This is a genomic window from Thiobacillus sp. (assembly GCA_024235835.1).
Taxonomy (GTDB): domain Bacteria; phylum Pseudomonadota; class Gammaproteobacteria; order Burkholderiales; family Thiobacillaceae; genus PFJX01.
Genome location: JACKLQ010000002.1, coordinates 488,034 through 513,012, shown reverse-complemented (window position 1 = coordinate 513,012; position 24,979 = coordinate 488,034). Strand labels below are relative to the sequence as shown.

General features: G+C 65.8%; 28 protein-coding genes and 1 other RNA gene. 13 read left to right on the top strand and 16 right to left on the bottom strand.

Features of this window, described 5'->3' with window-relative positions; genetic code table 11:
* Position 1 precedes the first annotated feature (1 nt).
* The 4 genes from H6935_10615 (at position 2) to H6935_10600 (ending at position 3,172) form a co-directional block, all read left to right on the top strand.
* Positions 2 to 766: an ABC transporter ATP-binding protein gene (locus H6935_10615; protein MCP5278795.1), complete on the top strand. Its 765-nt coding sequence runs from the start codon at positions 2 to 4 to the stop codon at positions 764 to 766.
* Between the two features lie 145 nt (positions 767 to 911).
* The gene (locus H6935_10610; protein MCP5278794.1) at positions 912 to 1,619 is read left to right on the top strand and encodes an ABC transporter ATP-binding protein; all 708 of its coding nucleotides are present in this window, start codon (positions 912 to 914) and stop codon (positions 1,617 to 1,619) included.
* Positions 1,620 to 1,776: 157 nt separating this feature from the next.
* A complete protein-coding gene (locus H6935_10605) occupies positions 1,777 to 2,433 on the top strand; it encodes a hypothetical protein (GenBank protein ID MCP5278793.1) in 657 nt (218 codons plus the stop codon).
* A 124-nt stretch (positions 2,434 to 2,557) separates the two neighbouring features.
* Positions 2,558 to 3,172 carry a hypothetical protein gene (locus H6935_10600; GenBank protein MCP5278792.1) on the top strand — a complete coding sequence of 205 codons (615 nt, stop codon included), beginning with the start codon at positions 2,558 to 2,560 and terminating at the stop codon, positions 3,170 to 3,172.
* Between the two features lie 8 nt (positions 3,173 to 3,180).
* On the opposite strand, the gene H6935_10595 is transcribed toward H6935_10600, so the two are convergent.
* The 4 genes from H6935_10595 to zapB form a co-directional block, all read right to left on the bottom strand.
* Positions 3,181 to 3,822, bottom strand: coding sequence for a 5-formyltetrahydrofolate cyclo-ligase (locus H6935_10595; GenBank protein MCP5278791.1), 642 nt, complete (start codon positions 3,820 to 3,822; stop codon positions 3,181 to 3,183).
* A 12-nt stretch (positions 3,823 to 3,834) separates the two neighbouring features.
* A non-coding RNA gene (gene ssrS / locus H6935_10590) (6S RNA) lies at positions 3,835 to 4,014 on the bottom strand.
* A 3-nt stretch (positions 4,015 to 4,017) separates the two neighbouring features.
* Positions 4,018 to 4,290, bottom strand: a complete 273-nt coding sequence (locus tag H6935_10585) for a cell division protein ZapA (protein ID MCP5278790.1) — start codon at positions 4,288 to 4,290, stop codon at positions 4,018 to 4,020.
* A 125-nt stretch (positions 4,291 to 4,415) separates the two neighbouring features.
* On the bottom strand, positions 4,416 to 4,607 hold the full coding sequence (gene zapB / locus H6935_10580) for a cell division protein ZapB (GenBank protein ID MCP5278789.1): 192 nt from the start codon (positions 4,605 to 4,607) through the stop codon (positions 4,416 to 4,418).
* Between the two features lie 98 nt (positions 4,608 to 4,705).
* Between zapB and gluQRS the strand changes: the two genes are divergently transcribed.
* Positions 4,706 to 5,641 carry a tRNA glutamyl-Q(34) synthetase GluQRS gene (gluQRS, locus tag H6935_10575; protein ID MCP5278788.1) on the top strand — a complete coding sequence of 312 codons (936 nt, stop codon included), beginning with the start codon at positions 4,706 to 4,708 and terminating at the stop codon, positions 5,639 to 5,641.
* Here gluQRS and moaA read toward each other — a convergent pair.
* Positions 5,638 to 6,627: a GTP 3',8-cyclase MoaA gene (moaA, locus tag H6935_10570; protein MCP5278787.1), complete on the bottom strand. Its 990-nt coding sequence runs from the start codon at positions 6,625 to 6,627 to the stop codon at positions 5,638 to 5,640. The two genes, gluQRS and moaA, sit on opposite strands and share 4 nt — an antisense overlap.
* 123 nt (positions 6,628 to 6,750) lie before the next feature.
* On the opposite strand from moaA, the gene mobB reads away from it, so the two are divergent.
* From mobB to moaD, 3 genes are read left to right on the top strand one after another with little or no spacing between them, the layout of a single operon-like run.
* A complete protein-coding gene (mobB, locus tag H6935_10565; protein ID MCP5278786.1) occupies positions 6,751 to 7,248 on the top strand; it encodes a molybdopterin-guanine dinucleotide biosynthesis protein B in 498 nt (165 codons plus the stop codon).
* A gap of 1 nt (position 7,249) precedes the next feature.
* On the top strand, positions 7,250 to 8,437 hold the full coding sequence (locus H6935_10560; GenBank protein ID MCP5278785.1) for a molybdopterin molybdotransferase MoeA: 1,188 nt from the start codon (positions 7,250 to 7,252) through the stop codon (positions 8,435 to 8,437).
* The gene (gene moaD / locus H6935_10555; protein MCP5278784.1) at positions 8,434 to 8,688 is read left to right on the top strand and encodes a molybdopterin converting factor subunit 1; all 255 of its coding nucleotides are present in this window, start codon (positions 8,434 to 8,436) and stop codon (positions 8,686 to 8,688) included. Before H6935_10560 ends, moaD begins: the two co-directional genes overlap by 4 nt.
* Here moaD and H6935_10550 read toward each other — a convergent pair.
* The 11 genes from H6935_10550 to H6935_10500 form a co-directional block, all read right to left on the bottom strand.
* Positions 8,685 to 9,461: a hypothetical protein gene (locus H6935_10550; GenBank protein MCP5278783.1), complete on the bottom strand. Its 777-nt coding sequence runs from the start codon at positions 9,459 to 9,461 to the stop codon at positions 8,685 to 8,687. The two genes, moaD and H6935_10550, sit on opposite strands and share 4 nt — an antisense overlap.
* Positions 9,462 to 9,866: 405 nt before the next feature.
* On the bottom strand, positions 9,867 to 10,856 hold the full coding sequence (locus H6935_10545; GenBank protein MCP5278782.1) for an NAD(P)-dependent glycerol-3-phosphate dehydrogenase: 990 nt from the start codon (positions 10,854 to 10,856) through the stop codon (positions 9,867 to 9,869).
* Between the two features lie 22 nt (positions 10,857 to 10,878).
* Positions 10,879 to 11,343 (bottom strand): protein-export chaperone SecB, encoded by a 465-nt coding sequence (gene secB / locus H6935_10540; GenBank protein MCP5278781.1) that lies wholly within the window; start codon positions 11,341 to 11,343, stop codon positions 10,879 to 10,881.
* Between the two features lie 64 nt (positions 11,344 to 11,407).
* On the bottom strand, positions 11,408 to 11,833 hold the full coding sequence (gene trxC / locus H6935_10535) for a thioredoxin TrxC (GenBank protein ID MCP5278780.1): 426 nt from the start codon (positions 11,831 to 11,833) through the stop codon (positions 11,408 to 11,410).
* A 68-nt stretch (positions 11,834 to 11,901) separates the two neighbouring features.
* On the bottom strand, positions 11,902 to 12,156 hold the full coding sequence (grxC, locus tag H6935_10530) for a glutaredoxin 3 (protein MCP5278779.1): 255 nt from the start codon (positions 12,154 to 12,156) through the stop codon (positions 11,902 to 11,904).
* Positions 12,157 to 12,169: 13 nt separating this feature from the next.
* Complete coding sequence (locus tag H6935_10525; protein ID MCP5278778.1) at positions 12,170 to 12,583, bottom strand: rhodanese-like domain-containing protein; 414 nt, start codon at positions 12,581 to 12,583, stop codon at positions 12,170 to 12,172.
* A 129-nt stretch (positions 12,584 to 12,712) separates the two neighbouring features.
* Positions 12,713 to 12,937, bottom strand: a complete 225-nt coding sequence (locus H6935_10520; GenBank protein ID MCP5278777.1) for a DUF2892 domain-containing protein — start codon at positions 12,935 to 12,937, stop codon at positions 12,713 to 12,715.
* Positions 12,938 to 12,955: 18 nt separating this feature from the next.
* The gene (locus H6935_10515; GenBank protein MCP5278776.1) at positions 12,956 to 16,246 is read right to left on the bottom strand and encodes an efflux RND transporter permease subunit; all 3,291 of its coding nucleotides are present in this window, start codon (positions 16,244 to 16,246) and stop codon (positions 12,956 to 12,958) included.
* A gap of 39 nt (positions 16,247 to 16,285) precedes the next feature.
* Positions 16,286 to 17,458, bottom strand: coding sequence for an efflux RND transporter periplasmic adaptor subunit (locus H6935_10510; protein ID MCP5278775.1), 1,173 nt, complete (start codon positions 17,456 to 17,458; stop codon positions 16,286 to 16,288).
* A 15-nt stretch (positions 17,459 to 17,473) separates the two neighbouring features.
* Complete coding sequence (locus tag H6935_10505) at positions 17,474 to 18,859, bottom strand: TolC family protein (GenBank protein ID MCP5278774.1); 1,386 nt, start codon at positions 18,857 to 18,859, stop codon at positions 17,474 to 17,476.
* 124 nt (positions 18,860 to 18,983) lie between these two features.
* On the bottom strand, positions 18,984 to 19,301 hold the full coding sequence (locus H6935_10500) for a winged helix-turn-helix transcriptional regulator (GenBank protein MCP5278773.1): 318 nt from the start codon (positions 19,299 to 19,301) through the stop codon (positions 18,984 to 18,986).
* A gap of 117 nt (positions 19,302 to 19,418) precedes the next feature.
* On the opposite strand from H6935_10500, the gene H6935_10495 reads away from it, so the two are divergent.
* From H6935_10495 to moeB, 5 genes are all read left to right on the top strand, one after another.
* Entirely contained in the window at positions 19,419 to 20,966 is a 1,548-nt protein-coding gene (locus tag H6935_10495; protein MCP5278772.1) for a 2,3-bisphosphoglycerate-independent phosphoglycerate mutase, read from the top strand.
* A 7-nt stretch (positions 20,967 to 20,973) separates the two neighbouring features.
* Entirely contained in the window at positions 20,974 to 22,170 is a 1,197-nt protein-coding gene (locus H6935_10490; protein ID MCP5278771.1) for a peptidoglycan DD-metalloendopeptidase family protein, read from the top strand.
* 42 nt (positions 22,171 to 22,212) lie between these two features.
* Positions 22,213 to 23,625 (top strand): S41 family peptidase, encoded by a 1,413-nt coding sequence (locus H6935_10485; protein MCP5278770.1) that lies wholly within the window; start codon positions 22,213 to 22,215, stop codon positions 23,623 to 23,625.
* Positions 23,626 to 23,637: 12 nt separating this feature from the next.
* The gene (locus H6935_10480) at positions 23,638 to 24,033 is read left to right on the top strand and encodes a hypothetical protein (protein MCP5278769.1); all 396 of its coding nucleotides are present in this window, start codon (positions 23,638 to 23,640) and stop codon (positions 24,031 to 24,033) included.
* Between the two features lie 155 nt (positions 24,034 to 24,188).
* Positions 24,189 to 24,959, top strand: a complete 771-nt coding sequence (gene moeB, locus H6935_10475) for a molybdopterin-synthase adenylyltransferase MoeB (protein ID MCP5278768.1) — start codon at positions 24,189 to 24,191, stop codon at positions 24,957 to 24,959.
* The last annotated feature ends 20 nt before the right edge of the window (positions 24,960 to 24,979 follow it).

Below are 24,979 nucleotides of genomic sequence, written 5' to 3'. Positions count from 1 at the left end.
CATGGGCACGCTGCTTTCCGTGGAGGGTGTCACCAAGCGCTTCGGCGGCCTGGCGGCCCTGGAGGACGTGTCCCTGAGCGTGAAGGAAGGGGAGATCTACGGCCTCATCGGCCCCAACGGCGCGGGCAAGACCACCCTGTTCAACTGCATGACCGGCTTGTACACCGTGTCCTCCGGCCAGGTGCTGCTGGATGGCACGCCGGTGCACAACCGCAAGCCCCACGAAATCGTGAAACGGGGCTTCGCCCGCACCTTCCAGAACATCCGCCTGTTCGCCAACATGACCGCCCTGGAGAACGTGATGGTGGGGCGCCACGTGCGGTCCCGGGCCAATGTGCTGGGGGCGGTCATCCGCTGTGCCCGCACCCGGAGCGAGGAAAAGGCCATCCGCGACAAGTCCAGGGAACTGCTGGACTACGTGGGCCTGGGCCACAAGGGCCGCCATTTCGCCGGCCACCTTTCCTACGGCGACCAGCGCCGCCTGGAGATCGCCCGGGCCCTGGCCACGGAGCCCAGGCTGCTGGCCCTGGACGAGCCCGTGGCGGGCATGAACCCCGCGGAACGCCAGCAGATGGGTGAATTGTTCCTGAAGTTGCGGGCGGGGGGCGTGACCCTGCTGCTCATCGAGCACGACGTGAAGCTGGTCATGGGCCTGTGCGATCGGGTGGCGGTGCTGGACTACGGCCGCAAGATCGCCGAGGGCGATACCGGCACGGTGCAGCGGGACCCGGCGGTGATCGCAGCCTACCTCGGGGATGAGGGATGAGCCCCCAGTGTTGCATGCATTGCGCGGCAAAACTGCATTCCGCATTGCGGGACTTACCTCCGGCTGTCCAGCGGCCTACAGCCTGGTCGCGGCCCACCAGGGGAGCCCACGCCAGCCTTGGGCCGGCCCGGCGAAAGGCGATCGCATGAGCCTGCTTACCGTGAAAGGCCTCAGGGTCGCCTACGGCGGCATCCAGGCGGTGCGGGGAATCGACCTGGAGGTGGGCCAGGGGGAGCTGGTGTGCCTCATCGGCCCCAACGGCGCGGGCAAGAGCAGTGCCCTGAAGGGGCTCATGGGGATAGTGGCCCACAGCGGCACGGTGCATTTCGACGGCGCCAGCCTGACCCGGAAGGCCACCCACGAAATCGCTGCCCAGGGCATGGCCCTGGTGCCCGAGGGCCGGGGCATCTTCGGGCGGCTGACGGTGGCCGAAAACCTGGACATGGGCGCCTACACCCGGCGCGACAAGGCGGGCATACGCGCCGACCTGGACCGGGGCTACGACTTGTTCCCCCGCCTGGCGGAGCGCCGACACCAGCTGGCCGGGACCCTGTCCGGCGGGGAGCAGCAGATGCTGGCCATCGCCCGCGCCCTCATGGGGCGGCCCCGTCTGCTCTTGCTGGACGAACCCAGCATGGGCCTGGCCCCCCTCATGGTGCGGAAGATCTACGAAACCGTCACCGCCATCGCCCACGAAGGGGTCACCATCCTGCTTGTGGAGCAGAACGCCCACCTGGCCCTGCAGATCAGCCGTAGGGCCTACGTCATGGAGACCGGCACCATCACCCTGGCGGGCGATTCACCGGATCTGGCGCGGGATCCCCAGGTGCGGGCGGCCTATCTGGGGGAGTGAGGAAACCCGTGTGTTGCAAAAGCGCAACACAAAAATCTGGGGCATCTGGCGTCCACGGTAAAACATTCCGATGTACTAATGTTCCTACCTATACTTCAATCCCACGCAGCACAGATTAAAGTTTTCCTTTCTTATCAACCGCTTAGGAGTAGATGCAATGAAGAAGCTGTCCGCCCTCGTTCTGGCCCTGGTTGCTCAGGTTGCTTTCGCCGACCAGCCCACCCCCGAAGCCACTGCCACCCAGTTGCTGGATCCCGTCAAGTCCGCTCAGATCGCTCAGGACCCCAAGGCTGCCGTTGCCGCCATGACCAACCTGATGGACCCCGCCACCTCCATCATCATGATGCAGAAGGGCATGGACCCCGCCACCTACACCAAGATGGCCCAGGCCGGCATGTCCCCCGACATCCTGAAAGCCTACGCCGCCTTCGCTGATCCCGCCGTTTCCATGAAGTGGCTGGCCGCTGGCATGGACCCCAACTTCTACATGGCCGCCATGGCTCCCTTCCTGAACCCCAACATGTACATGAAGTGGATGATGTCTCCCCTGGACCCCCGCGTCATGAACATGGCCCTGTCCGGTCTGAACCCCAACATGTACATGAACTGGGCCGTGGCTCCCCTGGCTCCCGCCAACATGAACCTGATGATGGCTCCCCTGAACCCCAACCTGTACACCCAGTGGGCCGGCGCTGCTGCTAACCCCGCCACCTACGGTACCTGGGGCTCCTTCCTGAACCCCGCCACCTACGGCAACATCGCCAACCCCTTCGCCGCTTTCATCCCGGTGCCGGCTGCTCCCGCTGCCAAGTAATTCCGGCGGTTTAAGCTAGCAAGAAAGGGCGGAACGCAAGTTCCGCCCTTTTTCTTTGCCTTGGGCAGGGGAGACCCCATGCTAAGATTTGCCGTGAATTCATGAACTTCCTCGGCAAACTCCCATGTTTTTCCACCGTATGAAGGCATCTTGCAGCGTGGCGCTGGCGACCATCCTGGTGGCCACGGCCCAGGCTGGCCAGGATGCGGACGACGGCAGGGATGGATTTCCTAAGACCAGGGTGGTGAAGCGGGCCGACGGCAGTGAGGTGGTGCGCCTGGCCACCCTACAGCACGAGGCGGCGATGCGGATGGATTCCCCCTCTTCCCTGCCTCCCGGCGTGATTTCCTGGCTGGCCTCCTTGGAACCCCGTCCCACGACAGCCCTGGCCACCCTCCCGGCCAGATCACGCCAGGAAGCGCGGAACCTGCCGGCGGGAGTGGATCCGTCCCGGGTACGCAGCTGGGCCGAGTTCACCGATCCGGCACTGGCTTTGCAAGGGCTGGTCCTGGCTCGCCTGGGCGGGTTTTCCGAGGCCCTGCTCCAGCGCCCCGACCCTGGCGTCCGGGCCGAGCAGACGGGCATTTCTCCCCAGGGGACGACTGTGGTCAGGACGGTGAGCGAGGGAGCGAAACCTTCCCTCAGCGGCCGGCTGGCCATCCAGGCTTGGCTGACGTTGCCCAGGTTGGAACCCAGGGCCAATCCCTGGCTGTCGAACCTGGGCAGTTACCGCTACTGAGGCAAGCTTCAAGCCGTCCGGTGCCGGGGGCGCAGCAGGCCATTTTCCGTGAGAATGCCGTTCAGGGGCACGTCCCAGGGGTCGTTGGGAATGCGTTGCACCTGTTGCACGGAAAAGGCAACGCCGATGAGAGCGGGCGCGCGCCAGACCCTGCGGGCTGCAAGGAAAGCCAGGCTGGCGTCGTAGTAGCCGCCCCCCATGCCGATGCGATAGCCCCGGGCGTCGAAACCCAGCATGGGCATGAAGACCTTATGCAGGCCGGAACCCCTCAACCTCAGGCCCCGGGGGGCGTGGTACTCGGGGATGCCGAAGCGGTTCAGGCGCCAGTGGCGGGGCAGATGGGGCCGATGCTCCAGGCGGGAAAACCACATCTTGAGCTGCCCCCGGCCGGGCACGATGGGCAGGAAACACTGCACCCCCATGGCATAGGCCCGGTTGAGCAGGGGCATGACGTCGATCTCGCCATTGGCGGGGATGTAGAAGCCGATGCGCTTGCGGGCGACCAGCAGGCGGTGGCGCAGGGCGGCCCTCACCAAATCCCGGCCCGCTTGTCGCCGGGCCCGCTCTGGAACGGACTTGCGCAGGGCGCGAAGTTGCCGGCGCAACGCAGCCTTGTCCGGCGTATAGGCTATGGGGCTGGGTGATGCCATGGGCATGTAAGGGGTCTCCCCGCTTGCGCCGTCCGGGACGCTATCTTGAACCCTTGGGTTCAAGGCGGTCGGGCGCATCCGCATCGGGTACATGGGCAAAGCCACGCGCGCACCAGCGGGATAGACACCCAACCTTACGCAGAGCGTATCGGTTCAAAGAATGTACGACCCTCGCGAACGCAGCAGGGAGATTGGTCAGAAAAGATTGTCCTGCTGGGCCAGTGCCTGATCAAGCATATTGGTGATGCGGGCCAGGCGTTCCCGGTACTCCGTGTCATTGGCTTCCGGGGGACGGGCGCTGAGGAAATCGTGGGTGATGTTCAGAGCCGCCATGATGGCGATGCGTTCCAGGCCGATGACCTTGCCCGTGTCCCGGATTTCACGCATCTTGCGGTCCAGGTAGGACACGGCCTTGAGCAGGCCTTCCCGGTCATCCTCGGGACAGGCCACGCGGAACTCGCGGCCCATGATGGCCACATCCAGACTGACGTTGTGGGGCGAGGAAGGCATGTCAGTTCGCACCGGGCAGCCCCAGGCGGACCGAAGCCCCCTCGGGGAACTCGGAACGGCAAGGGCTTGAGGGGCGTTTCATCTCAGTCCGGCATCTTGTTGAAGAGGGATTCCATGCGGCCCCGGGCTTCATCCAGGCGTTCGCTCAGTCGCTTGTTGGCATTCTCAAGGCTGACCACCTGTTGGCGCAGCTTTAGATTTTCGCCACGCATGGCCTGATACCGCTCCAGCATTTGAGCGATTTTCGATTCTAGGGCGTCCAGTTCGGCCTGCATGCCGGCACTATAATTGCCGGCATTTTCCCCCGTCAACAAAGGTCTGGGCGTAGACAGGTTTCCGGCCAGGCAAAAGCCCAAGGAAGCGTGCATCCGGTATGACCGCCTATCGTGGCCGTTTTGCCCCCACCCCTTCCGGTCAACTGCATTTCGGCTCCCTGGTGGCGGCCCTGGGGAGTTGCCTGGACGCACGCTCCCAATCTGGCGAATGGCTCCTGCGCATGGAGGACGTGGACCCCCCTCGGGTGGTGCCCGGGGCGGCGGACGCCATCCTGCGCACCCTGGAGGCCTACGGCTTCGAATGGGACGGCGAGGTGATGTGGCAGGGCCGCAGGGCCGAGGCTTATGCCGCCGCCCTGGAACGTTTGCGGGAGGCGGGGCAGGTGTACGCCTGTGCCTGTTCCCGCAAGACCCTCGCCGAGGGAGCGCGGCGGGGCGTGGAGGGTTTTGTCTACCCCGGTACCTGCCGGGGTGGGCAGCCCCGTCCCGGCATGGCCCTGCGCCTCCTGGTGCCGGCAGCGCGGGTGGTGTTCCAGGATGGCCTGCTGGGCCGGGTGGCCTGCGACGTGGCCCGGGAATGCGGCGATTTCGTGCTGCGACGGGCGGACGGGGTCTACGCCTACCAGCTGGCGGTGGTCGTGGACGATGCAGAGCAGGGCATCACCCACGTGGTGCGGGGTGCCGACCTGCTGGCTTCCACGCCGCGCCAGCTGGTACTGCAGGCGGCCCTGGGTTACTCCCCACCGTCCTACCTGCATTTGCCCTTGGCCCTGGACCCTGGAGGTTTCAAGCTGTCCAAGCAGACCCTGGCCGCGCCCCTGGACGATGCCCGTCCCCTGCCGGCCTTGCGGCAGGCGGCGGAGTTCCTTGGGATGGGGATGGAGCCGGTGGGCTCCCTGGCGGAATTCTGGGACCAGGCGCGGGCGTCATGGTGTTCGACAATACGCCTGCCCGTCAGGGGCAAGCGGCTTGAAGCGCAGACGGCCCGCCCGGGCCGTCCAACCCTGCCCCAGGGCCGGCAGAGCGCGGCCTAGCCCCCCGTCATGCTCATGAAGCGCACCAGCTTCTGGGGTTGTTCCCGAAACTCGTGACGCTCGGGCTTCAGGTCGATGGCGTGGCGGATGGCATCCATCAACTCGGCATCCGAGGCGCCGGCACGCATCAGTTCTCGGAAGTCAACCCGCTCCTCCTGGCCCAGGCAGAGATGCAGCACCCCATCCACGGTGAGGCGCACCCGGTTGCAGGTAGCGCAGAAATGCTGCGAAAGGGGGGTGATGAAACCCACAGAGAAACGGCCGTCGGCCGTGCCCAGGTAACGGGCCGGGCCGCCGCCGGGCAACACGGTATCCACCAGGCTGAAACGCTCCTGCAGGCGGGCTTTGACGGGCTGCAAATCCACGTAGCCCATGCGCCGGGCCGTGTCTCCCATAGGCATTAGCTCGATGAGGCGCAGCACGTAGCCACGCTCCATGCAGAAGGCCACCATGTCGTCCACGTCTCGGGCATTCTCGTGCATCACCACCATGTTGAGCTTGATGGGCGCGAAGCCTGCCGCGGCAGCGGCTTCCAGGCCGGCCAGTACCTTGTCCAGCACGGGTCGCCCGTTGATCCTGGCCACCGCCTCGTCCCGCAGGGAATCCAGGCTCACATTCAGGCGGGTCACGCCGGCATCCTTCAGATCCCGGGCCATGGATGCCAGCTGGGTGGCGTTGGTGGACAGGGACAGGTCCTCGACGCCCGGAATGCTGGAGACCCGCCGGCACAGTTCGGTCACATTGCGTCGCAGGAGGGGTTCGCCGCCGGTGAAGCGCACGTGCTTAAGGCCCAGGCCGGCGAACAGGCCCAGCAGTCGCTCGATCTCGTCGAAGGTCAGCCAGTGGTCGGGCTCCTCGAAGCCCTTGAACCCTTCCGGGATGCAATAGGCACAACGCAGGTCGCAACGGTCCGTGACGGAGAGCCGCAGGTAGTTGATGTGTCGGCCGTAGCGGTCAACGAGGTTGGGCGAAGTGGTGGTAACCATGGGGCACAATATAGACCCTGCAATCATGCAAAAAAACGTCGAAAGTCATCATGGTCATTGTTTGGAAGGCGCGCCTTGACTTGGGTCATGTCCCCGGGGCCAGCGGACGGTGAGCATGGAGCCATGAAAGCACTGGGAATCGCCGGCTACAGTGGCAGCGGCAAGACCACCCTCATAGAGGCCTTGCTGCCCCGCCTCAAGGAGGCGGGGCTGGCGGTGTCGGTGGTCAAGCAAAGCCACCATGATTTCGAGGTGGACGTGCCGGGCAAGGATTCCTGGCGCCATCGTCAGGCGGGGGCCCAGGAGGTGTTGCTTACCTCTCCCCACCGCTGGATTCTGCTGCATGAGCTGCGCGGCGCCCAGGAACCGGCCCTGGCGGAGCATCTTGGTCGCCTTTCCCCCTGCGATCTGGTACTGGTGGAGGGGTTTCGCCACGCCGCCCTGCCCAAGATCGAGGTGTGGCGGGCGGCCAACGCCCGGCCCTGGCTGCATCTGGACGACCTCCACATCATTGCCGTGGCTTCCGACGCAGAACCGCCGGGTACATTGCCCCGCCTGAACTTGAACGATGTGGCGGCCGTGGCCGCCTTCATCCTGGAGTGGTTGAACACACATGAGTGACATGCTTTCCATCGACGCCGCCCTGGCGCGGCTGATGACTTCCGCCCGGCCCTTGGCGGAGACGGAAACCCTCCCCGCCGAGTCCGCCCTGGGGCGGATCCTGGCCCAGGACCTGGTTTCCAGGGTGAACGTGCCGCCCCTGGACAATGCCGCCATGGACGGCTACGCCCTGCGCCTGGCGGACTGGTCCGCCGATGCCTGGCTGCCCGTGAGCCAGCGCATCCCCGCCGGCAGCCTGGGCCAGACTTTGGCCGGCGGCACCGCCGCCCGCATCTTCACTGGCGCGCCCGTGCCCCCGGGCGCCGATACGGTGGTGATGCAGGAAGACACGGAAAGCGGCGAAGGCGTGGTGCGCATTCCCCGGGAGCCTGAACCGGGCAGCCATGTCCGCCGCCTGGGCGAAGACATCCGGGACGGCCAGACGGTGCTCTCCCCCGGCCAGCGCCTGGGTCCGGCCCAGCTGGGCGTGGCCGCCTCGGTGGGGGCCACGGAACTCAGTGTGTACCGCCGCCTGAAGGTGGCGGTGTTCTTCACCGGCGACGAGATCGTCATGCCCGGCCAACCCCTGCCCCCCGGCCGCATCTATAACTCCAACCGCGCCACCCTGATGGCCCTGCTGGGCCGCCTGGGGGTGGAAGTGATGGACCTGGGCCAGGTGCCGGACAAACTTGAGGACACCATGGCGGTGCTGGAACGGGCCGGCCTGGAGGCTGACGTGGTCATCACCACCGGCGGCGTGTCCGTGGGGGAGGAGGACCACGTGAAGGCGGCGGTGGAGCGCCTGGGCCGCCTGGACATGTGGAAGGTGGCCATGAAGCCCGGCAAGCCCCTGGCCTATGGCCGGGTGGCCGAGGCCGACTTCGTTGGCCTGCCGGGCAACCCGGTGTCCGCCTTCGTGGTCTACACCCTGTTCGTGCGCCCCTTCCTGCTAGCCCGCATGGGCGCCCTGCCCGCCACGCCCCTGGCCTTCACCGTGCCGGCCAGCTTCGCCTGGCCCAAGCCCGGCAAGCGGCGGGAGTTCCTGCGCGCCCGCCTGGAGGCCGGCCAGGCCGTGCTCTACGCCAACCAGAGCTCCGGCGTGCTCACCTCCCTGGCCTGGGCGGACGGCCTGGTGGACGTGCCCGACGGCGTCACCGTGCTGCCGGGCGACATGGTGCGTTTTCTGCCTTTGGGGGAGTGGCTGGCATGAACATCCGACTACTGTATTTCGCCCGCCTCCGGGAAGTCTTCGGCCTGGGCCGGGAGGACATGGAGCTGCCCTCCCCCGCCAGCCTGGCAGACCTGCTGGAAGCCTTGCGCGGCCGAGGCGGGGTGTGGGCCCAGGAACTGGCGCCGGGCCGCGCCTTCCGCCTGGCGGTGAACCAGGATATCGCCGGCCAGGACGCTCCGTTGCGGGAGGGCGACGAGGTGGCCATCTTTCCTCCCGTCACCGGCGGCTAGGCCTCGTCGATGAACTGGGCCAGGTAGAGCCGGGCGCCCTGGCGTTCTGCCAGGGCCCGGGCCTGCTTGCGGAAGCGGGCGCCTTCGCCCAATTCCCCCGCTGCATCCAGAGCCCGGGCCTTGAGGCCCATCAGGCGGGCCTTCAGGTGGTGCTGACTGAAGAGATCCACCTGATCCAGGGCGTGGTCCAGCCATACCGTGGCCCAGCGGGGACCGAGCCAGTATAGGGCTTCTGCCAGCACGGCTTCGCCTTGTACGCACAGGCTGGGATGCAAACACCGCAGTCGGGCCAGGGCGCGTTGGTGGACGGCAAGGGAGATGGGATGTCCCCCGCGGGCCTGGGACCAGGCATCCAGCAAGGATGAGAAAAGACGGTCCGGCTCGGTGGGGCCCCGGGGGGCGGCAGCCGGCCAGTCCTGGGCACGGTCAGCCACATAGGCGAGATAGCGTGGTTCCAAACCGGGCAGTGGCACTGCATGGATGGCTGCGGCGGCTGGACTTCGCAGCAGCAGGTATAGCCGCCGCTCCAAAGCCGTGATGCCCTCATCCTCTTCCGCTTCCGGCAGGGCTGCCTGGGCTTCCGTGAAACGTCCCAGGGTGTACAGGTCCAAGGCCAGGGCATGTTGTGCCTGGCGCAATTGCGCCCTGCCCAGGGGGCGTGCCAGTTCAGGCAGGCGCCAGGCATAGGGGTAGGAACGGCCCGGTCCTTGCAGCCGATGCAGGGTCTGCCAAGTCCCAAGGCGTTCGGCATACGCCTGTTCGGCCGAGTTCATGGGCAAATCGCCCCCGGATAAGGGCTTGGCATGGGGTGTACGGCCGGGATGTGCTTGCGGCATCCATCATCCGGCAAGACGAACATGGCGCGACGCGACTTCATCTTCCGCGATATCCGCAATCTCCAGGCGGTCCCGGAAGTGGAGATGCGCCGGGCAACCGGGCGCATCAGCGGGGGACGTCGCATTAAGGAAGGCAGGGCCTGGTTCGATGGCACTGGCCAGGAGTCAGCGGCTGCCGGCAGGGTGGCCACCGAGGATGGACAGCACTCTGCCCGACTTGCTTCGAGCGCATGCGTTCCATGCGCCAGGTCCTGGAAGAACACCTGTTTGTGTCCCAGAGCGTGACCGAGTTGCTGCAAGGCCGGGAGGACTGATTCCCGCCAGGGCCCGCCGGCACGGTCCCTAGATCCCCTCATCCTTCAGGCCCCGGGCCAGCAGGGCCGTGACCGCCTCCTTGGGAGGCAGTTCCTGCATCAGGATTTTCGCCACGGAGGAAGTGATGGGGGTTTCCACACCCAGTTCCCCGGCCAGCTTGGCGGCCTCCAGGGCGGTGGTGGCGCCTTCCGCCACGTGACCCAGTTCCCGCAGGGCCCCCTCCAGGCTTTCCCCCGCCGCCAGGCGCAGGCCCAGCTGGCGGTTTCGGGACAGGTCACCGGTGCAGGTGAGGATCAGGTCCCCCATGCCCGAGAGTCCCATGAAGGTCTCGGGCCGCCCCCCCAGCTTCAGGCCCAGGCGGGTCAGCTCCGCCAGGCCCCGGGTCACCAGGGCGGCCCGGGCGTTGAGGCCGAAGCCAAGGCCGTCGGAGATGCCGGCGGCGATGGCGATGACGTTCTTCAACGCCCCCCCCAGTTCCACGCCCACCACGTCGGTGGAGGCGTACAGGCGGAACTTGGGGTCATGCAGGGCCTGGGCCATGGAGCGGGCGAACTCCATGTCGGCGCTGGCCACGGTGAGGGCGGCGGGCAACCCCTTGGCCACTTCCTGGGCGAAGCTTGGTCCGGAGAGCGCTGCGGCGGGCGGGTGGTCCGGCCAGGCCTCGTTCAGCACCTGGTGGGGCAGCTTGCGGCTGCCGGACTCGAAGCCCTTGCACAGCCATACCAGGGGGATGGGCAGGCCGTCTTCCCGCAGGGCCAGGGCCAGGGAACGCAGGGCGTTGCTGGGCACGGCGCAGACGAGGCAGTCGGCGTCTTCGGCGGCTTTGGCCAGGTCGCTGGTGGCTCGCAGATCGGCCGGGAAGGCATGGCCCGGCAGGTAGCGATGGTTCTCCCGGGTCTCGTTGAGGTCCCGGGCGTGGTCCTGTGAGCGGGTCCAGATCAGGACCGGGCTCCTGCGGGCCAGGCGGATGGCCAGGGCCGTACCCCAGGCCCCCGCCCCCAGAACGCCGAACTTCATGCCGCGTCAGGCCCGGTGGGGTTCAGTTGGGTTTCTGGGCGGCAGCCTGTTGGGCCTGGGCCTGCTGCTGCATGTACATAAGTTCGAAGTTGACGGGCTGCAGGATCAGGGGCGGGAAACCGGCCTTCAGCACGGCATCGGAAACCGCCTCCCGGGCATAGGGGAAGAGGATGTTGGGGCAGCCCACGCTGAGGGCAGGCTCCATGGCTTCCTGGGGCAGGTTCTGGATGCGGAAGATGCCGGCCTGCTTCAGCTCCACCAGGAAGGCGTTCTTGTCCTGGATCTTGGCGGTGATGGTGAGGGTGAGGATGCACTCGTAGATGCCTTCGTCGTTAACCCTGGCGCTCTGGGTGTTGAGCTGCATGTTCATCTGGGGGGCTTCCCGCTCCAGGAAGATGGCAGGGGCATTGGGCACTTCCAGGGAGAGATCCTTGACGTAGATCTTCTCGATGTTGAACACGGGCATGGCTTGTTGCTGGTCGGTCATGGCGGAATCCGGAGGAAATTGAAAAAGCGGTCAATTATAGCCGCTGGGGTGTGGCGGATATTTGTCAGCCCTGGACGCGGCGCAGCCAGGCCTCCAGTTGTGGCGCCGGCAGGGCACCGGAGACCCGGTCCACTTCCCGGCCGCCTTTGAACACGGCCAGGGTGGGGATGCTGCGGATGCCGTGGCGGGTGGCCAGGGCCTGTTCCGCCTCGGTGTTCACCTTGGCGAAGCGCACTTTGTTCGCCCAAGGGCCGGCCAGTTGGGTGAATACGGGAGCGAATTGCTTGCAGGGGCCGCACCAGGGGGCCCAGAAATCCACCAGCACCGGCAGTTCATTGCGGCCCACGAACTTGTCGAAGGTGGCGGCGGTGAGCTCCACGGGGTGCCCGGGCAGCACATCGGCTCCGCATTTGCCGCATTTGGGCTGGTCACCCAGGCGCTCGGACGGGACGCGGTTCACCGCACCGCAATGAGGGCAGACGAGTTCCATGGCGAAGGCTCCGAAAATTGATCTTCGCAGCAGATGGCGCCTGCCCGGGGGAAATCAAGCCGCCGGGGTCAGGCCAGCAGGGGCTCCAGTTCGCCCGCCGCGTCCAGGGCGGACAGATCGTCGAAGCCGCCCACGTGGCGGTCGCCGATGAAGACCTGGGGCACGGTGCGGCGGCCGGTGATCTGCATCATGTGCTCCCGCTGGGCGGGGTCCAGGTCCACGCGGATCTTCTCGATCTCGGTGACGCCCTTCTTGTTCAGCAGGCGTTCGGCCATCTGGCAGTAGGGGCAGACGGCGGTGCAATACATCTTGATGGGGGGCATGGCTATTCCTAACTTATCTTTTCTCGCGGGGAAGGCCGGCCTGCTCCCAGGCCTGCATGCCGCCGGCCAGGTTGTGCAGGTTTTCGAACCCCGCCTTCTTCAGGACGCCGCAGGCGTGGTTGGAACGGTTGCCGCTGCGGCACACGGCGATGATGGGCTTGCCCTTGTGCTTCTCCAGGTCCGCCAGCTTGTTCTTCAACTGGCCCAGGGGGATGTGCCTGGCCTTGGCGATGTGGCCGTCGGCCCACTCGGACTGCTCCCGCACGTCCAGCACCAGGGCATCCTCGTGGTTGAACAGCATCACCGCTTCCTGGGGCGCGATCTGCTTGATGCCGGAAATGCGGCTGAAGAGGCCGCCGCCCAGGAGCATGAAGGTGGACAGGGCGGCCAGCAGGATCAGCCAGATGTTTTGCAGGACGAAATCCATCCGAATTACCTCAAAGCGCTAGCAAGGGGGCGGATTTTAACCCTCAGGCTCGAGAAATACGCCGGCCTGACCCAAGGGTTTCTTCTTCCCCACGGGGGGCGGGCTGGGCGCAGTCCGGCCCCGGGGCCCTCAGCCGCAGCAGCTGCCGCCTTCCTTGAAGCCCATCTTCTTCAGCAATTTTTCCGGGGGGCAGAAGCCGGTGAAGCCCGATTGCAGCAGGTTCAGGCCAATGAAGGCGGTGAACCACAGCCAGGACAGGCTGGCCATGTCCACCTGGCCGGTGAAATGGGCCAGGGCCAGGGACAACAGGATCATGACGCCGGCCATGATGCGGATGATGCGTTCGATGGACATGTGCAAACTCCTTTCGGGTTAATTGGTTTCCGCGGTTGCAACAGGATTGGCAGGGGTTTTCGCATTACGCTGCCACAGGAAGTACAGCAGGGGGATCACCACCAGGGTCAGGGCCGTGGAGGCGAAGGTGCCGAAGATCAGGGACACGGCCAGGCCGCCGAACACCGGGTCGGTGATCATGATGGCGGAGCCCAGGATGATGGCCAGGGCGGTGAGCAGGATGGGGCGGAAGCGCACGGCCCCCGCCTCGATCACCGCTTCCTTGAGCTCGTAGCCTTGCTTGCGGTAGTCCAGGATGAAGTCGATGAGCAGCAGGGAGTTGCGCACCACGATGCCCGCCAGGGCGATGACGCCGATCATGGAGGTGGCGGTGAAGGCCTGGCTGGTGGCCCAGTGGCCGGGGAACACGCCCACCAGGGTGAGGGGGATGGCGCCCATGACGATGACCGGCAGGGCGAAGGACTTGTAGTAGCCCACCAGCACCAGGTAGATGAGGATCAGGGCCACGATGAAGGCGGAACCCAGGTCACGGAACACGTCCAGGGTCAGGCGCATCTCGCCGCCCCACAGCAGGGTGTAGTCCACCACGTCCTTGGGACTGGCCTGGACGAAACCCAGGTTGCCGGTGGTGAAGGTGGCCCCATTGGGCAGTTTCTTGCCGTCCAGTTCCTTGTCCAGGGCCAGCACGGCGTAGACGGGGCTGGACTTCAGCAGCTCGCCCCCCACCATGACCATGGGATGCTGGTCCCGGCCGTAGATGGGCTTGGCCTCGGTAACCCGTTCCACGCTGGCCACGGCGGACAGGGGGATCTGCACGCCGTGGGGGTTGCTCACCCGCAGGGCCAGGAGGGTCTCGGGACTGGCACGCAGGGCCTTGGGCAGGCGCACCTGGATGTCGATGGGCTCCCGGGCGTCGGTGGCGTGGAGGGTGCCGATGGCAAAGCCGGACACGTAGTTGCGCAGCAGTTGCGCCACTTGGCCGGGGGCCACGCCGGACAGCAGGGCCTTCTCGGCGTCGACGTGGACATGGAAGCTGTCCAGGTTGGCGGTGACGGAATCGTCCACGTTGATCATGCCGTAGATCTTGTTGAAGGCCTCGTCCACCACGGGCGCGGCGCTGCGCAACACGTCGTAGTCCGGGCCGTACAGCTCCGCCAGGATCTGGGCCTGCACCGGCGGGCCGGGGGGCGTCTCGTAGAGTTTGAGCTTGGCGGTGGGGAAGGCCTTGCGCACTTCGCCCAAGGCCACGTTCAGCTCGTCGGCGATCTCGTGGGAGGAGACGGCACGGTGATGCTTGTCCACCAGGTTCACCCGGATCTGGGCCAGGTTCTGGCCCTTCTTGATCATGTCTCCCCGCACCAGGGCGGCGAAGTCGATGGGGGCCGTCATGCCCAGGAAGGTCTGGTAGTCGGTGACGTGGGGATGCCTGCCCACCACCTGGCCCACGGCCCGGGCCACCTGGTCCGTGGCGGCCAGGGCGGTGCCGGCGGGCATGTCCACCTGCAGGAGCATGGTGTTGGTGTTGTCGTTGGGCAACATCTTCAGTTCCACGCCCATAGGAGACAGGGGGCCATTCAGGCCGGCGGGCCGCACGAACTGCCAGGCGGGCATGAGCATGGCCCCGCCCAGCAGGCCCAGCACCACCAGGAAGGTGATGTTGCGCTTGGAGGCGGAGTTGATGAGGGGGGTGAGCACCGCCACATAGGCCCGGTGCAGGGGGTCCTGTTTCTGGGCGCCCTGCTCTTCCAGGCTGGCTGTATGGGCCAGAGCGGACTGGGCTGCCTTGTTCCTCAGCCACAGATTGGAGGCCCAGGGCACGGCCATGTAGGCGATGACGATGGAGGCGATCATGGCCACGGGCACGTTGAAGGGGATGGGGGCCATGAAGGGGCCCATCATGCCGGTGACGAAGGCCATGGGCACGAAGGCCAGGATCACGGCGATGGTGGCGATGTTGGTGGGGTTGCCGATCTCGTTGGTGGCTTCCACCAGCACCTGCCCGAAGGGCTTGTTGCCCGTGCCGTGGTGCAGGTGGCGGTGGATGTTCTCGATCACGACGATGGCCGCGTCCACCAAGAGGCCCAGGGACAGGATCAGGGCGAACAGGGTGATGCGGTTGATGGTCTGGCCGAAGGCCAGGCCCACGGCCAGCACCACGAACAGGATCAGGGGCACGGTCATGGTGACGATGCCCGCCTCCCGCCAGCCCAGGAAGATCACCAGGATCAGCACCACGGAACCGATGGCGATGCCCAGGTGCATGACCAGTTCGTTCACCGCGGCGTTGGCCTTGGCGCCGTCGTTGCGGGTGACGGCAATCTGCACCTCGGCGGGGATGGCCTGCTTCTTCAGTTCCTCCACTTTGGCCAACACGGCGTCGGCCACCACCACGGCGTTGGTGCCGGCCTTCTTGGCGATGGCCAGGGTGACGGCGGGGTTCTCGCCTTTCAGTGCCGCGCTGGACGCAGGACCGTAAGCAAAGCGGGTGGCTTCCTCGATCTCGGCGGGGCCGTCCTCCACCCTGGCGATGTCCTTCAGGTACACCGGCCGGCCCTGGCGGGACACGCCGACGACGATATCGGCCACCTCCTCGGCGGAACCCAGGAAGCCGGACAGGCGCAGGGGCGTGGCCAGGTTGTCCCGCACCAGGTCACCCAGAGGCGCGGACACATTGGTGCCCCGCAGCATCTGGTCTACCTGGTTCAGGCTGAGGCCGGCGGCCTCCAGGCGCTGGGGATCGATCCACACGTTCACCGCCCGGGCGCGGCCGCCGATGATCTGGGTGAAGGACACGCCGGACACGTTGCGCACCTGTTCCAGCAGGCGCTGGGCCACTTCCCGCAGGCGGAAGTCGTCCAGGCCGGCGGAGGCCAGGGTCAGGGTCATGATGGGCACGTCGTCCACGTTGACGGGGCGCACCACGGGCTGCATGGCGCCGGGGGGAATCCGGTCCATGTTCTGCATGAGCTGGTTGTACATCTTCACCAGGGAGTCTTCCTGGTTCTCGCCCACCTTGAACTGCACCGTCACCAGGCCGAAGTCGTTGCTGGCGTAGCCGTAGGTGTGGTCCACCCCGGACTGGGCGTTCATGATGGCCTCCAGGGGCTTCACCACCAGGTTCTGGATCTCGGTGGCAGAGGCGCCGGGCTTGGCGACGATGATGTTGGCCGCCGGCACCACGATCTGGGGGTTGTATTCCCGGGGCGTCACCATCAGGGCCAGCAGGCCGGTGAGGGTCACCGCGATGATCATCAGGGCGGTGAGCTTGGACGTAAGGAAGGCCCGGGCAAGATTGCCCGCCATGTTCATGGGGGTGTCGTGGGTATCGTGTTCAGTGGCGCTCATGGCTTAGCCCTGCACCTTGTTGCCGTTGTTAACTGCTTCGGCGTTGCCCGTCACCACACGCTCGCCGGGGTTCAGGCCGGAGAGGATTTCCACCTGGCCGTCCACCTCGGCGCCGGTGCGCACCATGCGGTACTGGGCCAGTCCCTGGGCGTCCACCACGAACACGCCGGTGATGCCCGCCCGTTCCAGCACGGCGGCCTTGGGCACGGCCAGCATCAGCTTGCTGCCCGTGGGGAACAGCACCCGGGCGAAGGCGCCGCTGCGAAGTTGCGCCCCCGGCCCGGAAACCACGCCCGAGCCGCCCCCCGAGGGGGTCAAGTCGTTCTTGGGGCGGCCCGGCGAACGACTTGTGAGGCCGGCGCCGGCCACGTCCAGCTTCACCATGTAGGTGTGGCTCATGGGGTCGGCGGCGGGGGAAAGGCGCGCTACCTTGGCGGCGACGGGGGCTTCCAGGCCATCCACGACCACCTGCACGGCCTGGCCCAGCTTCAGGGTCTTGAACAGGGCCTCGGGCACGCTGGTCTGAACCTGCAGCTTGGCGGGGTTCTCCACCATCAGCACCGGATGTCCGGGGGCGGCGATGTCCCCTTCCATGGCCAGCTTCTGGGTCACCACGCCATTGATGGGGGAGGTGACCACGGCATACTTCAACTGGCCCTGGGCGGTGCCCAGCCCCGCCTTGGCCTGGGCGGCCCGGGACACCGCGATGTCGTGGTTGAGTTTCATCTTCTCGTAGTGCTGGCGGGATACCACCTCGTCCTTGTACAGGGCCTCGAAGCGCTGGTAGTCGGCCTTGGCGTCCTTCAGGGCGTCCTCGGCCTGCTGCAGTCCCAGGCGGGCCTGGGCCACGGCACCCTCGATGTCCAGGGGGTCGATGGTGAAGAGGCGCTGGCCAGTCTTCACGCTCTGGCCTTCAACCACGGCGATGTCCTTGATGTAGCCCATGAGGCGGGAGGCCACCTTCACGGATTCCAGGGCCACGATGGTGCCGGGAGTAGTGGCTGTGGACTGGGTTTCCACGGGCTGGATGGCCGTGACCTGGGCCTGGACGGTGGGGGCCGGTTCTTCCTTGATCTTGGATTGGTCATCCCCGCCGCAACCGGCCAGGCTGATGGAAAAGGCCAGGGCCAGGGCGGTGGCCAGGGGCTTGATCGTTGCAGAGAGGGCGTGGGTCATGTCGCTCACCTTGAATCAGAGTTGTTCCGGGGACAGCACGCCCACGGCGCGCTTCAGTTCGGCACGGTTGACGGCCAGGTCGTAGCGGGCCGCCACCAGGTCTGCCCGGGCCTTGTCCAGCTGGGCCTGGGTGGAGAGGAGTTCGATCAGGGTGGCCACGCCGTTCTCGTAGCGCTTCTGCACCAGGCGCTGGGCCTCGGCGGCCTGCTCCATCGCGGTTTCCCGGGCGGCGATCTTTTCCTCCGCCTCCAGGGCCTTGCGGCGGGCATCACCCACCTGGTACGCAATGCCGTCCTCGGCCTGGCGCAGCCTGGCGGCCAGTTCCGTGCGCTGGGCCTCGGCCCGGTCGACGCCGGCCTTGGTGACGCCGCCGTCGAAGGCGGTCCAGGACAGCACGCCGGCCACGGTGTAGGAAGCGGCGCCGAAGCCCAGGGCCTCGTCGTTCACGTCGCCCCGCAGCATGACGTTGAACTGGGGTTTGTAGCTGGCCCGGGCGGCCTCCACGGCGGAGCCGGCGCCCTGCATCTGGCTTCGCAGAGCCTGCAGGCCCGCGTGGGTGTCCAGGGCCTGGAGGCGAAGGTCCGCGTCGTTGCCCGCCAGCAGGCTGGGGGTGACGGGAGCACCCACGTCCAGGGGTTCGCCCAGGGGCTTGCCCAACAGCAGGTGAAGCTGGTCCAGGGCGGCTGCCTCGGCATTCCTCGCCTCCACCAGCTTCAGCTTCACCTCTTGCAGGTTCACCTTGGCGGACAGCGCGTCGCTCTTCACCGCCATGCCCTGCTTGTGCAGTTTCTCGGTGATGCGCACGTACTCCTCGGCGGCGGCTTTGCCTTGCTCCGCCACCTTGATGTAGGCCCGAGCGGTGTGCACGCCCTGGTAGGCCATGAGCACGTGCTTGATGATCTGTTGCCGCGCCAGGCGATCGCCGGACTGGGCGGCGCGCACATAGGCCTGGGCCTGCTCCACGTAGCTCTGCACCATGCCGCCGTTGTACACGGGGATCAGCAGTTCAACGCGGGGATTGACGTTGGTGACCGAGTCCGGGTGGTTCAGGTCGTGGGGGGCAATCGAGAGCACATTGGGATTGGCTGGATTGAATTCCCCCGCTCCGAAATCGCCGAAGGTGGCGTTCCGCTGTGACAGCTTCAGGCCGAAGGCATTCAGCGCGTCGTTGGTGTTGGTGGCGGTGACCGACAGGTTGAGACGGGGCTTTTTGTTGCCCTCGGCCTGGCGCATGGCGGCTTCGGCCTGGTCGATCTGGGCCCGGCTGACGACCAGGTCCGGGTTCTGGTTCAGGGCCTGCTCCACGGCCTGCTGGAAGCTCAGGGTCTGGGCCCAGGCCGCCGGCACGGATAGGGCCAACAGCATGGCACCCGCGAGGGTGCCCAACTTGGCAGCACGCATATCAACACTCCTAGCTGAAAGGGGGGCTGCGCCCGGGGGCGCGGCAAAATCAGTAGGTGCTAATATAGCTATTAATTATTTTTATGTCTAGATAAGCAGGTCTGGGTTGCCTGGAATTTTGTGGCTATTTCGCAAAACCGCAAAAAACGTCCCGCATCATGCCGATGAGTTGCAGGGTGCGAGTGTCACCCACGCGGTAGTACACCCGGTTGGCGTCCTTGCGGGTACGAAGCACGCCCTTGTCCCGCAGGATGGCCAGGTGCTGGGAGATATTGCTCTGGGAGGTGCCCACATTCTCGACGATGTCCTGCACGCTGACTTCCTTGTCCCCCAGGACGCAAAGAATCTTCAGGCGCAGGGGGTGGGACATGGCTTTCAGGGCGCGGGAAGCCTGTTCGATATGTTCGTCCTTGTCGATCAGTTCCGTGGACTCGATGGTCATTTTGTCTCCGTCGTTGCGGTATTGCCTCTGGGAGTGCGCACACCCGGGGGCTCGATGTATTCAAATATACTAAAATACCCACGCGAATTGTGCTGGAAAAACAGATAAAATCTTCTGATGCCCCCATCGACCACCAAGCCCGTACTGCTCATCGTCCTGGACGGTTTCGGCTGTCGCCATCCGGACAGCTACAACGCCATCGCCTGCGCCCACAAGCCCAACTGGGACCGGTTATGGAAGTCCAACCCACACACCCTGATCCAGGCCTCCGAGGCCGCGGTGGGTCTGCCCGCGGGACAGATGGGCAACTCCGAGGTGGGGCATCTGAATATCGGCGCCGGCCGGGTTGTGTACCAGGAATTCACCCGCATCGACCGGGCCATCCACAACGGCAACTTCTTCCTCAACCTGGCCCTCAAGGACACGGTTGCCCAGGTTAAGGAGCGGGGCGCCGCCCTGCACATCCTGGGCCTGCTTTCCGATGGCGGCGTGCACAGCCACGAGACCCACATCCACGCCATGCTGGAGCTGGCCCTGCGGGAAGGGCTGGACAAGATATACATCCACGCCTTCCTGGATGGCCGGGACACGCCGCCCAAGAGCGCGGACGAATACCTGCGCCGCCTGCAGGAAAAGATCGACGCCCTGGGGGGCGGGCGCATCGCCTCCATCATCGGCCGCTACTACGCCATGGACCGGGACCGGCGCTGGCAGCGGGTGAAGGCTGCCTATGACCTGCTTACCCTGGGCCGGGGCGAGTACACCGCAAACGATGCCGTGGAAGGCCTGTACCTGGCCTATTCACGGGGCGAGACCGACGAGTTCGTCAAGGCCACCACCATCGTGCCACCAGGCCAGGAGGCCGTGCGCATGCAGGATGGGGACGCCATCGTGTTCATGAACTTCCGTTCCGATCGGGCGCGCCAGATCACCCGCACCTTCATCGAGCCGGACTTCGCCGAATTCGAACGGGAGACGACGCCCCAACTGTCCCGCTACTGCACCCTCACCAGCTACAGCGACGACTTCGACGTCGAGGTGGCCTTCCCGCCCGAGCGCATCCGCAACGGTTTCGGCGAGTACATCGCCAACCAGGGCCTGCACCAGCTGCGCATCGCCGAAACGGAGAAGTATCCCCACGTCACCTACTTCTTCAATGGTGGCGAGGAGACCGTGTACCCCGGCGAAGACCGCATCCTGGTGAATTCCCCCGATGTGGCCACCTACGACCTGAAGCCGGAGATGAGCGCCTACGAGGTGACGGACAAGCTGGTGGAGGCCATCCATAGCCGCAAGTACGACGTCATCATCTGCAACTTCGCCAACTCGGACATGGTGGGCCACACTGGCGTATTCGAGGCCGCCAAGAAGGCGGTGGAGGTGGTGGACGAATGCGTCGGCCGGGCCGTGGAGGCCATGCGGGCCATCGGCGGCGAGGTTTTGATCACCGCCGACCACGGCAACGCCGAAAGCATGATGGATACGGCCAATGGCCAGCCCCACACGGCACACACCATCAACCTGGTGCCCTTCCTTTACGTCGGTCGCAGGGCCCATATCGCCGAGAAGGGCGCCCTTGAAGATGTGGCGCCCACTCTCCTGCGGATGATGGGCCTGCCCCAGCCCATGGAAATGACGGGCCACCCCCTCATCGAATTCGACTGATTCCCCCGTGGCAGCCTGGTCCGCGCGGCTACTCCACTGGTTGTGCCTCAGCCTGTTGGTGAGCACGGCGTGGGCAGCGCCGGATAGCCGCCAGGAAGAGCTGGAGGACCTGAGGGCCCGTATCCAGGCCCTTCAGAAGGAAGTGGAGGCGGCCACGGAAACCCGCAGCGAGGCGGCGGACGCCCTGAAGAAATCCGAGCGACGTATCTCTGACGTCAATCGGGGCCTGCGCCAGCTGGAGTTGCGCCAGCGTGACCTGTCCAGAAGCCTCAAGCAACTGGCCCAGGACAGCAAGACGACCCAGTCGGAGATTGTCGATCAGCAGTCGCGCCTGGCGGAACTGCTCCGCCAGCGTTACATCCACGGCGACAACGACGCCATCAAGCTCATGCTCAACGGCCAGAACCCGGGCGAAGCGGCCCGCAACCTGGAGTACTACGGCTACGTAGGCCGGTCCCGCAGCCAGTTGATCCGGGAGCACCAGGCCACCCTGGCGCGCATGCGGGACCTGGAAGCCTCCGTGCGGGACAAGCAGGCTGGCCTGGAACAGGTCAAGAAGGACCGTGTGGACCAGAAGAAGGCCCTGGAATCTGAAAAGGCGGCACGCCAGGACGTGCTTTACAAGTTGTCCTCCCAGATCAGGCGCCAGCGTAACGAGATCAACACCCTGGTGCAGAACGAGAAGCGGCTGACCCAGCTGATCGAGCGCCTGGCCCGCCTGGCGGCCAAGCGCAAGGCTGCCAAGCCCGCCGTGCCGGCCAGGCCCGGCGAAAAGGTGGACCGTGTGGCCGACGCCAGCCTGGCCGGACTGAACTTCGCCCGGCTCAAGGGCAAGCTGGCCCTGCCCGTGGCGGGAGAAATCCTGCACCGCTTCGGCCAGGGCCGCCCCGGTGGAGGGCCTGCCTGGAAGGGCCTGTTCATACGTGCCCGCCAAGGCCAGGAGGTGCGTGCCGTGGGCACCGGCAAGGTGGCCTTCGCCGACTGGCTGCGGGGCTTCGGCAACCTGCTCATCGTGGACCACGGCGATGGCTTCCTCAGCCTATACAGCAATAATGAAAGCCTGTATAAACAACCGGGTGACCCCGTCCAGGCGGGCGACGTGGTGGCCACGGTGGGTGCCACAGGCGGTCAGGATGAACCCGGCCTGTATTTCGAACTGCGGCGCCAGGGCAAACCCTTCGACCCCATGACGTGGGTCAGGTAACCGGGACTGAACCTATCCCGTCCCCCAAGACTCAGAGGCAACATGTCCAGCAAGCTCAAACAACTCAGTCTCATCGGCATCGGCGTGGTGTTCGGCGCGGCCCTCAGCCTGAATTTCTCCGCCATAGCCGACCGGGAACCCGAGCCACTGCCCATCGAGGACCTGCGCGCCTTCACCGAGATATTCGGCAAGATCAAGAGCGACTACGTGGAACCGGTGGAGGACAAGAAGCTCATCACCGAGGCCATCAACGGCATGTTGGCGGGGCTGGACCCCCACTCCTCCTACCTGGACACGGAGGCCTTCAAGGACCTGCAGGTGGGTACCCAGGGCGAGTTCGGCGGCCTGGGCATCGAAGTGGGCATGGAGGACGGCTTCGTCAAGGTAGTGTCCCCCATCGAGGACACCCCCGCCTACAAGGCCGGCGTGAAGGCAGGCGACCTGGTCATCAAGCTGGATGACACGCCGGTCAAGGGCATGAGCCTGAACGATGCGGTGAAGAAAATGCGCGGCAAGCCGGGCACCAACATCACCCTTACCATCGTCCGCAAGGGCGAGGTCAAGCCCCTCACCATCACCCTTACCCGGGCCGTCATCAAGATCAAGAGCGTCAAGCACAAGCTGGCGGAGCCTGGCTACGGCTACGTGCGCGTCACCCAGTTCCAGGAACGCACCGGCGAGAACCTGGTGGCGGCCCTGAAGGATCTGGATACCCAGAACAAGGGCGCTCTCAAGGGCCTGGTGCTGGACCTGCGCAACGACCCGGGCGGCCTGCTCAACACCGCCGTGGCCGTGGCCGGCAGCTTCCTGAAGCCGAACGAACTGGTGGTCTACACCGACGGCCGCACCGAGGACGCCAAGATGCGCCTCACCAACAATCGGGAAAACTACCTGCGACTGGGGGAGAGCGATTACCTGAAGGGTCTTCCCGCGTGGACCAAGAACGTGCCCCTGGTGGTGCTGGTGAACGGTGGTTCCGCCTCTGCTTCTGAAATCGTGGCCGGCGCCCTTCAGGATCATCGCCGCGCCCTGATCGTCGGCACCCAGTCCTTCGGCAAGGGCTCGGTGCAGACCATCCTGCCCCTCAACAACGGCACCGCCATCAAGCTCACCACGGCCCGCTATTACACGCCCGGCGGCCGCAGCATCCAGGCCAAGGGCATCACACCCGACATCGTCGTGGAGGAAGGCACCGTCACCACCGGGGATGGTCCGGGACTCGAGGTTCGCGAAGCGGACCTGGAAAAGCATCTGATCAATGGCCAGGAACCCGAGGCCGGCAAGGATGCCGGTAGTGGTGCCAAGCCCAAGGCCCCACCCGCCAAGGATGGCCAGACCAAGCAGGAGGACGTTGAGGCAACACCCCGGGACATCGTGCGCAAGAACGACTACCAGTTCAATCAGGCCCTCACCCTGCTGAAGGGCCTCTCCCTGCTGCAAGAACGCAAGCAATAGGAGCCGTGCAGGATGGCGACGACCTGCGATACCCGGAAACGTCGTGAGCTGGTCTTCCATCCACTGCCTCCCGGGCAGGTGGAGCGGGCCATGGAACTGCTGGTAGGGTTGCCCGACCTGGATGTGGTTCGCCTGGGCGAGCACACCATCAGTCTGGAATACGACGTGACCGAGTACGCCCTGGAAGACCTGGAAAACGCCCTGGGCGCCCAGGGCTTCCACCTGGAGGCCACCCTCATGATCCGCATCCGGCGTGCCCTGGCATACCATTGCGAGCGGGTGCAGCGCCGAAACATGGGCACCCCCGAACCCCGCACCAAGAACTACAAGGCCTTCGTCGAGGCCTGGCAGCACCGCCCCCACGGCGACCACGACGAAACGCCGGAAGAGTGGCGGCAATACAAGTGATCAAGTGTCGGGAAGTGGATAGCAGGTAGTTGGAAGTGACGGGTGGCTGGCGAGCAGCGGGTGGCATAAAAGCACTTACACTCCCGAAACTGCTAACTGCTAACTGCTAACTGCTAACTGCTAACTGTTAACTGCTAACTGCAAACTGCTCTCCCATGGAAGACGCCCAGCTCCTTCGCTATTCCCGCCATATCCTGCTGGATCAGATCGGCATCGACGGCCAGGAACGTCTGCTGGATGCCCACGCCCTGATGGTGGGGGCCGGCGGCCTGGGTTCCCCCGTGGCCTTGTATCTCGCCGCCGCCGGCGTGGGCCGCATCACCCTGGCGGACCATGACGTGGTGGAAATGACCAACCTGCAACGCCAGATCGCCCATGACATGGCCAGCCTGGGGGTCAACAAGGCCGAGTCCGCCGCCCGTCGCATGCAGGCCATGAACCCGGACGTGCAGGTGATCCCCTTGCGGGAGATGCTGGCCGGCGATGCATTGGATGCGGCTGTGGCCTCAGCCGATGTGGTGCTGGATTGCAGCGACAACTTTCCCACCCGCCAGGCGGTCAACCGGGCCTGCACCCGCCACCGCAAGCCCCTGGTTTCCGGCGCCGCCGTGCGCTTCGACGGTCAGGTGGCCGTGTTCGACCTGCGTCGCGACGACGCCCCCTGCTACGCCTGCCTGTTTCCGGAGGATGCCCGGGATGCCGAGATGCGCTGTGCCGAATTCGGCGTCTTCGCCCCCCTGGTGGGCGTCATCGGCGCCATGCAGGCCACCGAGGCCCTCAAGCTGCTCATGGGCGTGGGTGTAAGCCTGTCAGGACGCTTCCTGATTTACGACGCCCTGGCGGCGGAATGGCGCAGCATGCGCCTGAAGAAGGACCCCGGCTGTTCCGTTTGCGGGCAGGGGCGTCCACTCAATCCGACTGGCTGACGCTGGCTGATACCGGGCGG

What these genes read in the sequence shown, in the direction of transcription:
- H6935_10615 (MCP5278795.1), top strand. Translation starts at nt 2, where the DNA reads ATGGGCACGCTGCTTTCCGTGGAGGGTGTCACCAAGCGCTTCGGCGGC.
- H6935_10610 (MCP5278794.1), top strand. Translation starts at nt 912, where the DNA reads ATGAGCCTGCTTACCGTGAAAGGCCTCAGGGTCGCCTACGGCGGCATC.
- H6935_10605 (MCP5278793.1), top strand. Translation starts at nt 1,777, where the DNA reads ATGAAGAAGCTGTCCGCCCTCGTTCTGGCCCTGGTTGCTCAGGTTGCT.
- H6935_10600 (MCP5278792.1), top strand. Translation starts at nt 2,558, where the DNA reads ATGTTTTTCCACCGTATGAAGGCATCTTGCAGCGTGGCGCTGGCGACC.
- H6935_10595 (MCP5278791.1), bottom strand. Translation starts at nt 3,822, where the DNA reads ATGGCATCACCCAGCCCCATAGCCTATACGCCGGACAAGGCTGCGTTG.
- H6935_10585 (MCP5278790.1), bottom strand. Translation starts at nt 4,290, where the DNA reads ATGGGCCGCGAGTTCCGCGTGGCCTGTCCCGAGGATGACCGGGAAGGC.
- zapB (MCP5278789.1), bottom strand. Translation starts at nt 4,607, where the DNA reads ATGCAGGCCGAACTGGACGCCCTAGAATCGAAAATCGCTCAAATGCTG.
- gluQRS (MCP5278788.1), top strand. Translation starts at nt 4,706, where the DNA reads ATGACCGCCTATCGTGGCCGTTTTGCCCCCACCCCTTCCGGTCAACTG.
- moaA (MCP5278787.1), bottom strand. Translation starts at nt 6,627, where the DNA reads ATGGTTACCACCACTTCGCCCAACCTCGTTGACCGCTACGGCCGACAC.
- mobB (MCP5278786.1), top strand. Translation starts at nt 6,751, where the DNA reads ATGAAAGCACTGGGAATCGCCGGCTACAGTGGCAGCGGCAAGACCACC.
- H6935_10560 (MCP5278785.1), top strand. Translation starts at nt 7,250, where the DNA reads ATGCTTTCCATCGACGCCGCCCTGGCGCGGCTGATGACTTCCGCCCGG.
- moaD (MCP5278784.1), top strand. Translation starts at nt 8,434, where the DNA reads ATGAACATCCGACTACTGTATTTCGCCCGCCTCCGGGAAGTCTTCGGC.
- H6935_10550 (MCP5278783.1), bottom strand. Translation starts at nt 9,461, where the DNA reads ATGAACTCGGCCGAACAGGCGTATGCCGAACGCCTTGGGACTTGGCAG.
- H6935_10545 (MCP5278782.1), bottom strand. Translation starts at nt 10,856, where the DNA reads ATGAAGTTCGGCGTTCTGGGGGCGGGGGCCTGGGGTACGGCCCTGGCC.
- secB (MCP5278781.1), bottom strand. Translation starts at nt 11,343, where the DNA reads ATGACCGACCAGCAACAAGCCATGCCCGTGTTCAACATCGAGAAGATC.
- trxC (MCP5278780.1), bottom strand. Translation starts at nt 11,833, where the DNA reads ATGGAACTCGTCTGCCCTCATTGCGGTGCGGTGAACCGCGTCCCGTCC.
- grxC (MCP5278779.1), bottom strand. Translation starts at nt 12,156, where the DNA reads ATGCCCCCCATCAAGATGTATTGCACCGCCGTCTGCCCCTACTGCCAG.
- H6935_10525 (MCP5278778.1), bottom strand. Translation starts at nt 12,583, where the DNA reads ATGGATTTCGTCCTGCAAAACATCTGGCTGATCCTGCTGGCCGCCCTG.
- H6935_10520 (MCP5278777.1), bottom strand. Translation starts at nt 12,937, where the DNA reads ATGTCCATCGAACGCATCATCCGCATCATGGCCGGCGTCATGATCCTG.
- H6935_10515 (MCP5278776.1), bottom strand. Translation starts at nt 16,246, where the DNA reads ATGAACATGGCGGGCAATCTTGCCCGGGCCTTCCTTACGTCCAAGCTC.
- H6935_10510 (MCP5278775.1), bottom strand. Translation starts at nt 17,458, where the DNA reads ATGACCCACGCCCTCTCTGCAACGATCAAGCCCCTGGCCACCGCCCTG.
- H6935_10505 (MCP5278774.1), bottom strand. Translation starts at nt 18,859, where the DNA reads ATGCGTGCTGCCAAGTTGGGCACCCTCGCGGGTGCCATGCTGTTGGCC.
- H6935_10500 (MCP5278773.1), bottom strand. Translation starts at nt 19,301, where the DNA reads ATGACCATCGAGTCCACGGAACTGATCGACAAGGACGAACATATCGAA.
- H6935_10495 (MCP5278772.1), top strand. Translation starts at nt 19,419, where the DNA reads ATGCCCCCATCGACCACCAAGCCCGTACTGCTCATCGTCCTGGACGGT.
- H6935_10485 (MCP5278770.1), top strand. Translation starts at nt 22,213, where the DNA reads ATGTCCAGCAAGCTCAAACAACTCAGTCTCATCGGCATCGGCGTGGTG.
- H6935_10480 (MCP5278769.1), top strand. Translation starts at nt 23,638, where the DNA reads ATGGCGACGACCTGCGATACCCGGAAACGTCGTGAGCTGGTCTTCCAT.
- moeB (MCP5278768.1), top strand. Translation starts at nt 24,189, where the DNA reads ATGGAAGACGCCCAGCTCCTTCGCTATTCCCGCCATATCCTGCTGGAT.